We start from the raw sequence: 12,325 nt of genomic DNA, 5'->3' as shown, positions 1-12,325 counted from the left end.
ATTTACTTATCGCTTTTTTCTATCTTGACTAGCTCTATATTTATAAGTCTCGCGTCGCCTTTATAAATTTTAAGATGTGCGATAGCTTCAAACTCACTATCTCTTAGTTGCTCTTCAAGTTCAAGTGCTTTATCTTTTGGCTGAAAGTATTTTTCCACTCCAAAACTTGATAAGTAGTCGTATTTGCCACTTATATATATACCATCTTTGGGTTTTTCTAAGCTTATTTTGCTTGTTTTATAAAGCTCTCCATCTTTTTCTAAGATAGCATAAATTTCATATATTTTATTGCTATAATTTTCACTGACATTTACATCCATTTGATTAAAATCATAGCTTAAATGAACATAATTTCCGCGAAAAAAATCACGCGGGTCATATCCTTGCGCTTTTATAAAAACATCATCGCCAAGCCATATGGGCATATATGCATAAAAAAACATCGCAACAAGCAGGATTGGTTGAGCTAAAAAGGTTAAAAAACTAAATTTTTTCATGTTTTCTTCTTGTCTTTGTTATGATTAGTATGCTAATGGCAAAGGCTAAAAATAGCAAGCTTGTGCCTATGTAATCGCCTATTAATCGCATATACTGGACGATAGCTACATAAAAAATCAGCCCAACACCTTTAAATACAAAGTCATTTTTAATAAGTAAAATTCCAGCGCCTACGATAAAAACTGAAAGTAGTATCGTGGCATTTATATATGCGAGCAAAAATGGCAACAAAACGACAAAAATGCTTACAGCTATTAAAATTTTATCCCTAAAATAAAATCCCACACCAAGTGAAGCTAGAGAAAATATAACAAACATATCGCCAAAGTTGTTATTTAACTGGCTAAAAATTTCATTGAAATTTAAATAAAACTCAATATTTTCAGCAAAGCTAGCAAATGTAAAATAAAAAAGCATTAAGGTAAAGAAGCTATATCCAGCGATAGTGCTAAGATAGCTTGCATTTTCGTGCTGTGCAAATTTGCTTAAAAAATGACTTAAACTAAACATTAAAAGAGTATAGGAAAGGGTTGAAAAAATCGATGCATACATAAAAATTTCAAAAGCTTCATAATTGCCAAAGATATAGCAACTAAGGCTTATAAATATACCAAAAACCAGCAGTCTTGAGCTATCTTTTAAAGCAAGCCAAATTCCACCAAGCAAAAAGATAAGATAAAAATTTATACTAACTCCAGTTTGCATTAAACTACTTAAAATCCAAATCGCACTAGCAATCAGCCCAACACCCATGACTAGCGACTTTTGTGAGCCTAGTGCAACGATAAAAGTGCCAACTGCCCAAAGTAAAACGCCATTTGAAAGGTTTTTATCAAGATTATAAATTTGCGCAATGAGTGCTATACTAACGCCAAATGTAAGGCTAGCAAGGACCAAAAGTGCGCTACCATAGCCATCTTTGCCGTTTTTTAGATTATAAAATCCAGCGAAATTTAACACAGTTGTAAGAGCAATTAGTATAAATGTCCGAATATCTGGCGCTATATCTTCCCAGTTTGCTCCAACAAGTGTTAAAAGTGAGCAACCAAAAAAGAAGTAAGCGATGATACGAAGTATGGAGTTGCTCTCATTCGCATTTGTAGCAATGTCTATATCGTACTTTGTAGCTATCGCTGTAGCTGTTTTTGTATCTATAAACCCATCATTTTGCCACTTTATAAGCTCTTTGGCTAAGAAATTTTTATGAAAAAAATGCAAATTTCACCCTTTTTAAAGTAAAAATCGCATAAGTTTAGCCAAGCTTAGCTTAAATTTTTATTTTAAGCTGTAGTAACTGCTGCTTTTACAAGCTCTGAAAATTTCACCCCTTTTGTTCCTGAAATTTTATCGCAAAATAGCTTTATGTCCTTTGATTTTCCACGCAGCACAAATGTATCAAGGCAGTTTTGTGGATCAATATTCACATGAGTGATACACATGATTTTTACCTTTGTTTGATGCTCTAAATTTAGGACTTTATTTACTATCTCATTTTGTTCGTGCAGGTAAATTATGCTCATAACGCCGATAAGTTCGCTAGTTGATGTCTCCCAGCTGTCTTTAATGATCTTCTCTCGTATAAGATCACGAGTAAGTTCGCTGCGCGACGCATAGCCTTGTTGTTCGATCTTTGCATCAAGTTCTTGCAAGAGCGATTTTGGCAGTGATACGCTAAATCTTATAATATCATCCATAAAAGACTCCTTTCGTCATTTGTCATTTAAAAATTTACTATATCTTAACTAAAAAAAAGATTAATAAAGTAAATAAAAAACTAAAACAAAATTTTATTTTTAAATTCAATGCATTTAGGCTACACTATGTAGCCTAAAAACTATTTAGCAACGATGGTTACCTCGCTCTCGTTTGCGTCAACTAAAATTTCATCTTTACCTTCAAGTTCGTCACGAAGTATCATTTCAGCCAGCTTATCTTCTACTAGCTCATAAAGCGCCCTTCTTAAAGGTCTAGCGCCATATACGGCATCAAATCCAGCACCCGCTATGAATTTGGCAGCATTTTGGCTTAGGCTTGCTTTTATGTTGCGCTCCATGAGGCGATTTTCTAGCTCCTTAAACATTATCTGTACGATTTGTATTAGCCCGTTTTCGTTAAGTGGATTAAAGACAATCGTATCATCAAGGCGGTTTAAAAACTCCGGCTTAAAGTAGTTTTTAAGTTCGTTTTTAACAGCATTTTCACGCTCTACGCCCTCTAAATCCATGATAAAATTTGAAGCTATATTTGATGTTAAGATGATTATTGTATTTTTAAAATCAACTGTAACTCCTTTGTTATCAGTAGCCCTACCATCATCTAAAATTCCAAGCAAGATATTAAAAACATCTTTATGAGCCTTTTCTATCTCATCAAACAAGATCACGCTATAAGGTCGGCGACGCACAGCCTCAGTTAGCTGCCCTCCTTCATCATACCCAACATATCCTGGAGGCGCACCAAGTAAGCGTGAGACGCTGTGCTTTTCCATATACTCGCTCATGTCAAAGCGTATAAGAGCGCGCTCATCGTCAAATAAAAATTTTGCCAAAGCTTTTGCTGATTGCGTTTTGCCAACACCAGTTGGTCCTAAAAATAAAAATGAACCTATTGGTCTTGCGCCATCATTTAGCCCCGCTTTGTTGCGTTTTATCGCTCTTGCTAGAGCATGCAAAGCAGCGTCCTGACCGACTACGCTTTTTTGTAGGTGTTGTTCGATATTTAGGTACTTCTCCTTTTCGCTAGCTAGCATTTTACTTACTGAAATGCCAGTCCATTTACTTAAAATTTCAGCCACAAGCTCTTCATCGACCTGGTTTTTAAGCAAGACGCCATTTTTCTTCATCTCTTCCCACTTTTGGCTAAGTTCGTTTTGAGAATTTATAACTTCTAAAATTTTACCATACTCAATCTCAGCAGCTCTTTGAAAGTCCCCATTTCTGCGAGCTATCTCAGCTTCATTTTTTAGTGAATCAACCTGTTTTGTGGCATTTGAGATACCATCAAAGACAGCTTTTTCGTTTTCAAATTTTACATCAAGCTTTTGTTTTTCCTCATTTAAATTTGCTATTTCTTGCTCGATTTGCTCTAGCCTTTGATCGTTTTTATCACTCTCTTCCATCTTTAAAGCCGCTTTTTCAACCTCAAGAGTTGAAATTTCGCGCTTTATTTTTGCAAGCTCAAATGGCTCACTTTCTATCTGCATTTTAAGTTCAGCCGCAGCCTCATCTATAAGGTCTATAGCTTTATCTGGCAAAAAGCGATTAGATATATAGCGGTCTGATAGTTTTGCCGCAGCCACTAATGCACTATCTGTTATTGTTACACTATGATGTACTTCAAGTCTCTGTTTTATCCCGCGTAAAATTTGCAAAGCTTCATTTACGCTTGGCTCTCGCACATCAATTGGCTGAAAACGGCGCTGTAAAGCAGCATCTTTTTCAAAATATTTTCGATACTCTTTAAGTGTAGTAGCGCCTACTGCATGTAGTTCACCTCTTGCTAAGGCAGGCTTTAGGATATTTGCCGCATCCATGCTTCCTTCGCTAGCTCCAGCTCCAACGATAGTGTGAATTTCGTCTATAAAAAGTATGATATTCTCAGCTTTTTTAACTTCATCTATGACTGCTTTTAATCGGTCTTCAAACTCACCCCGATACTTTGCTCCAGCGATGAGCGCGCTCATATCAAGGGCTATAACGCGTTTATTTGCAAGGCTTGTGGGCACATCTTTTGCTATTATCTTTTGTGCTAAGCCTTCAACTATCGCTGTTTTGCCCACTCCTGGTTCGCCAAGTAAGATGGGGTTGTTTTTGCTTTTTCTTATTAGAATTTGCATCATTCTAGTTATCTCTTCATCTCTGCCAATAACTGGATCAAGCTCACCAGACATAGCTTTGTCTGTTAAGTCGATACCAAATTTTGCAAGGCTATCAAGTATCTCATCGCTTGTAGCACTATCTATCTTTCGTCCTGCACGCATTGCTTCAAGTGTTTTTTTGATCTCTAAGATGTCTGTGAATTTTGAAAGAATTGTTTTTATGGGCTCGGTATTTAAATTTGCGATTAGCCAAGTATCAACAGCTATGAAGCTGTCTCCAAGACTAGTCATCAAAGCTTGTGCATTTTCAAGTGAAAACATAGTATCTTTAGAAATTTTTAAGCTCTCTTTTGTGACATTTGAGCTAGTTGGCAGATTTTTAATATTTGATTGAATTTCTAGCACTAAGGCTTCCTTAGTGATATTATTTTTATTAAAAACTTGATTAAGTATAGAGCTGCTGTCTGTTACCAAACCCCATAAAATATGAAGAGGAGCTATCTCTTGATTTTTAGCATGAAGCGCTAAACTAGCCGCATTTTCAAGACTTTGTGTCATCTGAGCTGTAAGCTTTTGAAGTATATTTGACATTTTTTATCCTTTATGTTTTTATAATGATGATATTATACAACTTTAGTCTATTAATGTCAAGTTTATTAAAAAAATTAATTTATATCTATTGATGAATTTAAATTTATAGTGATAAAATTTGAAAATTTATCCTATTTTTAGGCAAAAACTACTAAAATATACAACTTTATAATTGATTTTAGGAGTGGTTTTTGAAAAAAATGAATTTTATTGTGAGTGGGTTTTTAGCGCTTTCATTTTCTACTACACTTTTTGCTGCAAGTAATGATACTAGCGCAAGGATTGAGGCACTGGCAAAGTTAAATAAAACGATAAACACAGTTGAAAGATATTATGTTGATGATATAAAATTTAAAGAGATTATAGATAAGGCTATCGCTGGGTTAATGCAAAATTTAGACGCTCATAGTGCATTTTTAAATGAAAAGTCATTTAAGGATATGCAGGTGCAAACAAGCGGAGAATTTGGCGGACTTGGCATTACTGTTGGCATGAAAGATGGTGCGCTAACTGTCATCTCTCCAATAGAAGGGACTCCTGCCGATAAAGCTGGCGTAAAGGCTGGCGACATTATACTTCGCATAGATGGTAATGCTACTATGGGAGTCACCATGGATGAGGCTGTTAGCAAGATGAGAGGCAAGCCAAAGACTCCTATTACGATAACTATCGTTAGAAAGGGTGAACAAAAGCCATTTGATTTAAATATCATAAGAGATATAATAAAAGTCGAGTCAGTCTATGCAAAGATTATAGAAAATGAGGAAATTTTATATCTTCGTGTCACAAATTTTGATAAAAATGTAGTTAGTAAGGCTAGCGAATTTATAAAAAAACATCCAAAGGTAAAAGGCATAGTTCTTGATCTTAGAAATAACCCAGGAGGTCTTTTAAATCAAGCTGTAGGTTTGGTTGATCTCTTTGTTGATGATGGCATTATAGTTTCGCAAAAAGGTAGAGATAATGCTGAAAATTCAGAATTTAAAGCAAGTAAATCAAATACCATAACAAAGCTTCCACTTGTTGTTTTAGTGAATGGCGGAAGTGCAAGTGCTAGCGAGATAGTCAGCGGTGCACTTCAAGATGTCAAGCGCGGTGTGGTAGTTGGGGAGAATACATTTGGCAAGGGTAGTGTTCAGGTGATATTGCCAGTTGATGAAAAAGAGGCTATAAAGCTTACTATTGCACGCTACTATTTACCTAGTGGCAAAAGCATACAAGCTGTTGGCGTTACTCCAGATGTTATAGTTTATCCTGGTAAAGTTCCTCAAAATGATAAGGATGCGTTTAGCATAAAAGAGAGTGAGCTTAAAGCACATCTGCAAGGTGAGCTTGAAAAACTAGCTCCAACTACAGCAGAAGCAAACAAAACTGAAGAGAAAAAAGATGAAAAAGAGCTTATAACGACCAAAAAACTAAATGATGATATTCAGCTAAAAAGTGCTGTTGATGTGATAAAAGTTTTGCAGATTAGGAAATAAATTTAAAGGCTAAAAATGAAAGCAGTTATAAATATCTCACTAAAAAATGGCGTTCTTGACCCAGCTGGTAAAGCTACTGAGCATGCGCTTGGCTCACTTGGCTTTAGTAATGTATCAGAAGTTAGGATAGGCAAGCAAATCGTTTTAAATATCGAGGCTTTAACAAAAGATGATGCTAAAAAGCAGCTTGAGACGATGTGTGAAGAGCTTCTTGCAAATACTGTTATTGAAGATTATGAGATAGTACTATGAAAGTAGCTATACTTCTTTTTCCTGGCACAAACTGCGAAACAGATACCTCTTATGCTTTTAAGATGCTTGGTTGCCAAACGCAAATTATCTGGCATAAAGATGAGCATATAAATGCCGATCTTGTAGTGCTACCTGGTGGTTTTAGCTATGGAGATTATCTACGAACGGCTGCGATAGCAAAATTTTCACCAGCCATGAAAGCAGTCATGCAGCATGCAAAACGCGGTGGATATATACTTGGTATTTGCAACGGCTTTCAAATGTTGCTTGAGCTTGGGCTTTTGCCAGGTGCGATGAGGAGAAATGAGACCATGAGTTTTATTTCAAAGTACCAGCCACTAAAGGTCATTTCAAACTCAAATAAATTTCTGTCAAACTTAAGTGTTGGCGACATAGTTAATATACCAGTTGCACACGGCGAAGGTAACTACTTTACTGACGCTAATACACTTAAAAAACTATATGATAATGAGCAGGTTTTGTTAAAGTATTGCGATGAAAACGGCACGGAGATAAACCTAAATGGCTCAGTTGATAATATAGCCGGCATTTGCGATGAGAGCAAGAAAATTTTTGGTCTTATGCCACATCCTGAGCGTGCTTGTGAGAAAATTTTATACTCAGATGATGGACTTAAAATGCTTAAGGGGTTAGTTTGTTAAAACTATTAAGTGCCCTGCTTCTCGCACTTAGTTTGCATGCTGAACCAAGTATTTTTGACGAGCCCAGAGAAGATAAATTTGTTAATAAAAACTCCCAAGATGAGAACAAAAAAAGACAAAATGATGCCATGCTTGAGCGCAATATGCAAAGAAAAATGGGTATCGGTGTCTCTGCTGAACAACTAAAAAATATCGCCCCCACGGACGAGCAGTATCTAAATTTGCCTGATTCTCAAGTTTATGAAACTGTTAAAAAGCGCGAAGTGACACTAAAAACCGTAAGCATTCCAAAAAGTGTCTTTGTTGGAGAAATTTTTGAGTTAAAACTTAGTGTTAATCCTCAAAGTGAGCTTGAATACATCTTTGAAACTAAAGTTGATGAGAGTAATGTTAAATGGCTAAATCCTAAAAATACCGAGTGGGTAAAACAAAGTGATGGTAGCTATGTCGCTCTGTTTTTTTTACAAGGCAAAAATGAAGATGCAAAATCTACAAAGATAGAGCTAAATTTAAAGCGAAATGGTGAGATATATCATAGTGGCACGATGAATCTATTTTTGCCAAAATTTAAAGACTTGCGAGCTAGGAGCGATTTTTCTGGTGTTGTGGCTGATAGCTTGGTTGTTAAAAAATTTAAAACAACCAAATTTGATGAAACTAGCCTTATAATGATAGTCGAGATGGATGCTAAAAATGTTGATCTTGCATCGTTTAATTTACCTGATAAAACGCTGCTAAAACAAGGTATAGATAATGTTGCGGGTGATTTTGCAAACCAGAGTGGTTACTTTTTTGCTGTTTTTAAGCCTAATAAAAACTCGCTTGATTTTAGTTATTATAACCTTAAAAGCTCAAAATTTGAGAGTTTTTCTCTGCCAGTAAGTGTTGAAGATGATGATGTTAGTACGCAAATTGGACTAAACCCAAAACAAAGTGAATTTATTACCTATAAAAATATCGTTCTTTACGGTTTTTCGGCACTATTTTTAGTGCTTTCAGTCGTGCGAAGAAAGGTCAGTTACTTTATAGCTACAGCACTTTTTGTTGCAGCCAGTATATACTCATATAACCCATTTAGCAAAGGTACGCTAAAGCCAAATGCAAGTGTGAAAATCTTACCAACTACAAAATCCACGATCTTTTATACATCTACGACTAGCGAAAGTATTGAGATACTAAATGAGCGAACAGATTATTATAAAATTTTATTTACAGATGGTAAAATAGGCTGGGTAAAAAAAGATGATATTATCAAGAATTAAGGCATTTTATTACGCTATTGAGTTTGTTATTAGCGTGGTTATGGTTGTATTTTTGATGTGGCTTTTTAGTTCTAAAATTCACGCAGTTCGCCGTTTTTGGGCAAAAACTCAACGCTGGCTCGGCTTTTATAGTATCGAAGTTGTAGGCGAGCCAAAACCTGATACGCAAATGATAATGATAAACCATAAAAGCATGCTTGATATCGTAGTTTTAGAAGAAATTTACCCCAAAAACCTCTGTTGGGTAGCCAAAAAAGAGATCGGCGATATTCCCATCATAGGCAAAATTTTAAGTATACCAAAAATGCTTCCTGTAGATCGCTCAAATCCAAGAGCAATAGTAAATTTGCTAAAAGAGGCAAAAGATCGCATAGAAAATGACCGCGTTATAGCTATATTTCCCGAAGGAACGCGTGCTAAAGGCAACAAACTTCTTAAATTTCAAAGTGGTGCAAAGGTTATAGCTGATAAACTTGACTTAAAAGTTCAGTCTGTTGTTGTAGTTGGAAGCGATATTATGGATGCTAAAAAATTTAGCTTTAAAAATGGAAAAATCAAAGTTATATATCTAAATCAGATAGATCGCAGTGATGAGTCTTGGTTGGAAAATACTCGTAGCAAAATGCAAGCCGTACTTGATATCGAGCGTCAAAAAACTGATATAAACTAATGCTTGAGCTTGTTTTAGTAGGTTTTGGTGGATTTATCGGTGCTATTTGTAGAAGTTTGCTTGGCGTTGCGCTTTCAAAGTTTTCAACACTTTTTCCATTTTCAACACTGCTTGTAAATATACTTGGCAGTTTTGCCATAGGTGCAATTTTGGCTTTAAATTTATCACAAAATGCAAAAACATTTTTGGTTGTTGGCATTCTTGGTGGCTTTACTACATTTTCAGCTTTTTCATATCAAAGCATTGCCCTGTTTTCAACATCGCCTTTTCTTGCCATCTTAAATATTCTCACCAATGTTATTTTATCACTACTTGCTTGCTATGTTGGTATTGTCGTTTTTAGTTAAATTTTTCAAACATTGATATACTTACTATCAACTTTAAAATTTATTTTAGCACAATACGCTATAATGTGCTAAAATTTTTTAAAAGGATAGAAAAATGGCAGATAAATTTGAGTTTCAAACCGAAGTGAATGATCTGTTAAATTTGATGATTCACTCGCTTTATTCAAACAAAGAGATATTTTTACGCGAGCTTATCTCAAACGCAAGCGACGCACTGGATAAGCTAAACTATCTTTGTTTAACAGATGAAGCTTACAAAAGCCTTGCCTACACACCGCGCATCAACATAAGCTTTGATAAAGAAAAAAAGAGCTTAATCATCAGCGATAACGGTATCGGTATGAGCAAAGATGATCTTATAAGCAACCTTGGCACGATAGCAAGAAGCGGAACAAAGGGCTTTTTGCAAAGCTTAAGCGGTGATGCTAAAAAAGACAGCTCGCTCATCGGACAGTTTGGTGTGGGCTTTTATTCGGCTTTTATGGTGGCTTCAAGTATCGAAGTAACGAGCAGCAAAGCACTAAGCGATGAAGCTTTTGTGTGGAGCTCAGACGCTAAAAGCTACACTATCGCTCCCGCCAGCAAAGAGACTCACGGCACTACCATTGTTTTACACTTAAACGACGATGAGTTTGCTGATGAGTGGCGCGTGGAGGGTATCATCAAAAAGTACTCAAATCATATCCCATACCCAATTTTTATGGATAAAAGCGAGTATGTCGCGCCAAAAGACGGCGAAAAAGAGGGAAGCTATGAGAGTAAAAATACACAGATAAACAAAGCAAGTGCGCTTTGGCGTATGAATAAATCTGGTCTAAAAGAGCAAGAGTACAACGACTTTTACAAGCAAATTTCACACGATAGCACCGACCCACTCCTTCACATTCACACAAAGGCTGAGGGTAAGATAGAGTATAGCACCCTATTTTATGTGCCTAGCACAGAGCCGTTTGATATGTTTAGAGTGGATTATCAAAGCGGTGTGAAGCTCTATGTAAAGCGCGTGTTTATTACAGATGACGCGAAAGAGCTGTTGCCTCCGTTCTTGCGATTTGTGCGCGGGGTTATCGATGTAGAGGACTTACCGCTTAACGTAAGCCGTGAAATTTTACAAGAAAATGCGATAATGCGAAGTGTAAAAGAGCAAAGCGTTAAGAAAATTCTGGGCGAACTTGCCAAACTAAAAGAGAAAGATCGTGAAAAATACATAAAATTTTACATACTTTTTGGCAAAGTCATCAAAGAGGGGCTTTACGGCTTTGGCGCTGAAAAAGAGCAGATCCTTGATCTTGTGATGTTTAAATCAAGCAAACGCGACGGACTTGTGAGTCTAAAAGAGTATAAAGAGGCGATGAAAGAGGATCAAAAAAGCATATACTACATAAGTGGAAATAACGAAAATATGCTTCGCAACTCACCGCTGCTTGAAAATTTCAAGAAAAATGACATCGAAGTTTTGATAATGAGCGAGGAAATAGACACTATCGTAATGCCTATGGTAAATGAGTTTGACAAAACTCCGATAAAGTCAATCTCACACGCTGATATAAATGATGAGATAAAAGCCGATGAAGAGCAAGCAAAGGCCGATGAGAGTAAGGTGGCTAGCACGCTTGTTAAAATGCGTGAAATTTTAAAAGATGATGTTAAAGATGTGCGCGTTAGCTCTCGTCTTAGTGACTCGCCAGCGGTGCTGATTTATGACAAAAACGATCCAGACTATGCTATGCAGGCTATGCTTAAGCAAATGGGTCAAAGCGACCTGCCAAAGATCAAGCCTATCCTTGAAATAAACGCAGGGCATGAAATTTTTGCCAAACTTGAAGCAAATGAGCTTATGACAAACGATGTGTCGCGCTTGCTTTTGGATATGGCTAAGATAAATGAGGGCATGCAGATTGACGATGTGGCTGAGTTTAGTAAGCTACTTACAAAAGTGATGATAAAGGCTATATAGCAAATTTTGCACCCTATTTTGGGGTGCAAAATTATACATAAAACCCAAATCCTTATTTTAAAGCGCTACATTAACAACTTGCACTATTTTCGCAATATTTATGAGATTTGTATGATTTATTGTAAATTTTTTGTAATTTAAATTCAATTTTTCAGCTAAATTTTATTATTCTTACTCTAATATTAAAAAATATATTTACTTTTTTTAATAGGAAATAAGATGAAGAAAATTCTAGTTGCCATTTTGGTCTTGTTTGGTTTTAGCATGTTAAACGCTAATGAAATTTCAGCAAAAGATGTGAACGAATCACGTTTAGAGCTTGCGTTTATGATAGATATAGAGGTTGAAAAGCCACTTGTCGTGGGTCAAGATAGCGAACATGGGCTTCGCAGGCTTATTTACATAAAAAGTGGAAAAGTAAGCGGAAAGTTAAATGGAGAAGTGCTTCCGTATGGCGTAGATAGTCAAGTCGTTAGACCTGATGGACTGACTGAGCTTACGGCAAGATATGCGATAAAACTTGATGATGGCGCGCAAATTTACATCGATAACTCAGGCATGCGCCATATCACAGACCCAGAAGTGGCAAAAGAGGCAGCTAAAGGCAAGATAGTAGATCCAAAACATGTCTATTTTGCGACTGTGACTAAGTTTGAGACTTATGATGCGAAATATAAGTGGATGGAGCGTGCGATATTTGTCTGCTACGCTGTGCGTTTGCCAGATAAAGTTTTACTAAAATTTTATGAAGTTAAATAATTAAGAAGTCTAGCCAAGGCTAGACTTTA

General features: G+C 36.2%; 12 protein-coding genes. 8 read left to right on the top strand and 4 right to left on the bottom strand.

Going from position 1 to position 12,325, the window contains the following annotated elements:
* Positions 1-2: 2 nt before the first annotated feature.
* The 4 genes from LQV35_RS03670 to LQV35_RS03655 all read right to left on the bottom strand — a co-directional run bounded on the left by LQV35_RS03670 (position 3) and on the right by LQV35_RS03655 (position 4,906).
* Positions 3-497, bottom strand: a complete 495-nt coding sequence (locus LQV35_RS03670) for a GDYXXLXY domain-containing protein (protein WP_230056509.1) — start codon at positions 495-497, stop codon at positions 3-5.
* Complete coding sequence (locus tag LQV35_RS03665; RefSeq protein ID WP_230056508.1) at positions 484-1,716, bottom strand: DUF2157 domain-containing protein; 1,233 nt, start codon at positions 1,714-1,716, stop codon at positions 484-486. Before LQV35_RS03665 ends, LQV35_RS03670 begins: the two co-directional genes overlap by 14 nt.
* Before the next feature lie 62 nt (positions 1,717-1,778).
* A complete protein-coding gene (nikR, locus tag LQV35_RS03660) occupies positions 1,779-2,192 on the bottom strand; it encodes a nickel-responsive transcriptional regulator NikR (RefSeq protein WP_230056507.1) in 414 nt (137 codons plus the stop codon).
* A 140-nt stretch (positions 2,193-2,332) separates the two neighbouring features.
* Positions 2,333-4,906, bottom strand: a complete 2,574-nt coding sequence (locus tag LQV35_RS03655) for an ATP-dependent Clp protease ATP-binding subunit (protein ID WP_230056506.1) — start codon at positions 4,904-4,906, stop codon at positions 2,333-2,335.
* A gap of 200 nt (positions 4,907-5,106) precedes the next feature.
* Here LQV35_RS03655 and LQV35_RS03650 point away from each other — a divergent pair, with 200 nt between their 5' ends.
* From LQV35_RS03650 to LQV35_RS03615, 8 genes are all read left to right on the top strand, one after another.
* Positions 5,107-6,387: a S41 family peptidase gene (locus LQV35_RS03650; protein ID WP_336245987.1), complete on the top strand. Its 1,281-nt coding sequence runs from the start codon at positions 5,107-5,109 to the stop codon at positions 6,385-6,387.
* A gap of 15 nt (positions 6,388-6,402) precedes the next feature.
* Positions 6,403-6,639, top strand: coding sequence for a phosphoribosylformylglycinamidine synthase subunit PurS (gene purS / locus LQV35_RS03645; protein WP_230056505.1), 237 nt, complete (start codon positions 6,403-6,405; stop codon positions 6,637-6,639).
* Positions 6,636-7,301 (top strand): phosphoribosylformylglycinamidine synthase I, encoded by a 666-nt coding sequence (gene purQ / locus LQV35_RS03640; protein WP_230056504.1) that lies wholly within the window; start codon positions 6,636-6,638, stop codon positions 7,299-7,301. The genes purS and purQ overlap by 4 nt, the downstream gene beginning before the upstream one ends.
* On the top strand, positions 7,295-8,563 hold the full coding sequence (locus LQV35_RS03635; protein ID WP_230056503.1) for an SH3 domain-containing protein: 1,269 nt from the start codon (positions 7,295-7,297) through the stop codon (positions 8,561-8,563). The genes purQ and LQV35_RS03635 overlap by 7 nt, the downstream gene beginning before the upstream one ends.
* Positions 8,544-9,233 carry a lysophospholipid acyltransferase family protein gene (locus tag LQV35_RS03630; protein ID WP_230056502.1) on the top strand — a complete coding sequence of 230 codons (690 nt, stop codon included), beginning with the start codon at positions 8,544-8,546 and terminating at the stop codon, positions 9,231-9,233. Before LQV35_RS03635 ends, LQV35_RS03630 begins: the two co-directional genes overlap by 20 nt.
* On the top strand, positions 9,233-9,580 hold the full coding sequence (locus LQV35_RS03625; RefSeq protein ID WP_230056501.1) for a fluoride efflux transporter FluC: 348 nt from the start codon (positions 9,233-9,235) through the stop codon (positions 9,578-9,580). The genes LQV35_RS03630 and LQV35_RS03625 overlap by 1 nt, the downstream gene beginning before the upstream one ends.
* A gap of 94 nt (positions 9,581-9,674) precedes the next feature.
* A complete protein-coding gene (gene htpG / locus LQV35_RS03620) occupies positions 9,675-11,537 on the top strand; it encodes a molecular chaperone HtpG (protein WP_230056500.1) in 1,863 nt (620 codons plus the stop codon).
* A 219-nt stretch (positions 11,538-11,756) separates the two neighbouring features.
* The gene (locus tag LQV35_RS03615) at positions 11,757-12,296 is read left to right on the top strand and encodes a DUF3237 domain-containing protein (protein WP_230056499.1); all 540 of its coding nucleotides are present in this window, start codon (positions 11,757-11,759) and stop codon (positions 12,294-12,296) included.
* Positions 12,297-12,325: the final 29 nt, after the last annotated feature.

Origin of the sequence: Campylobacter suis, assembly GCF_905120475.1 — a bacterium.
In the GTDB taxonomy this organism is placed as follows: domain Bacteria; phylum Campylobacterota; class Campylobacteria; order Campylobacterales; family Campylobacteraceae; genus Campylobacter_A; species Campylobacter_A suis.
This window is presented reverse-complemented; position numbering and strand designations above follow the sequence as displayed.

What these genes read in the sequence shown, in the direction of transcription:
- LQV35_RS03625 (WP_230056501.1), top strand. Translation starts at nt 9,233, where the DNA reads ATGCTTGAGCTTGTTTTAGTAGGTTTTGGTGGATTTATCGGTGCTATT.
- nikR (WP_230056507.1), bottom strand. Translation starts at nt 2,192, where the DNA reads ATGGATGATATTATAAGATTTAGCGTATCACTGCCAAAATCGCTCTTG.
- purS (WP_230056505.1), top strand. Translation starts at nt 6,403, where the DNA reads ATGAAAGCAGTTATAAATATCTCACTAAAAAATGGCGTTCTTGACCCA.
- LQV35_RS03630 (WP_230056502.1), top strand. Translation starts at nt 8,544, where the DNA reads ATGATATTATCAAGAATTAAGGCATTTTATTACGCTATTGAGTTTGTT.
- LQV35_RS03615 (WP_230056499.1), top strand. Translation starts at nt 11,757, where the DNA reads ATGAAGAAAATTCTAGTTGCCATTTTGGTCTTGTTTGGTTTTAGCATG.
- purQ (WP_230056504.1), top strand. Translation starts at nt 6,636, where the DNA reads ATGAAAGTAGCTATACTTCTTTTTCCTGGCACAAACTGCGAAACAGAT.
- htpG (WP_230056500.1), top strand. Translation starts at nt 9,675, where the DNA reads ATGGCAGATAAATTTGAGTTTCAAACCGAAGTGAATGATCTGTTAAAT.
- LQV35_RS03650 (WP_336245987.1), top strand. Translation starts at nt 5,107, where the DNA reads ATGAATTTTATTGTGAGTGGGTTTTTAGCGCTTTCATTTTCTACTACA.
- LQV35_RS03655 (WP_230056506.1), bottom strand. Translation starts at nt 4,906, where the DNA reads ATGTCAAATATACTTCAAAAGCTTACAGCTCAGATGACACAAAGTCTT.
- LQV35_RS03670 (WP_230056509.1), bottom strand. Translation starts at nt 497, where the DNA reads ATGAAAAAATTTAGTTTTTTAACCTTTTTAGCTCAACCAATCCTGCTT.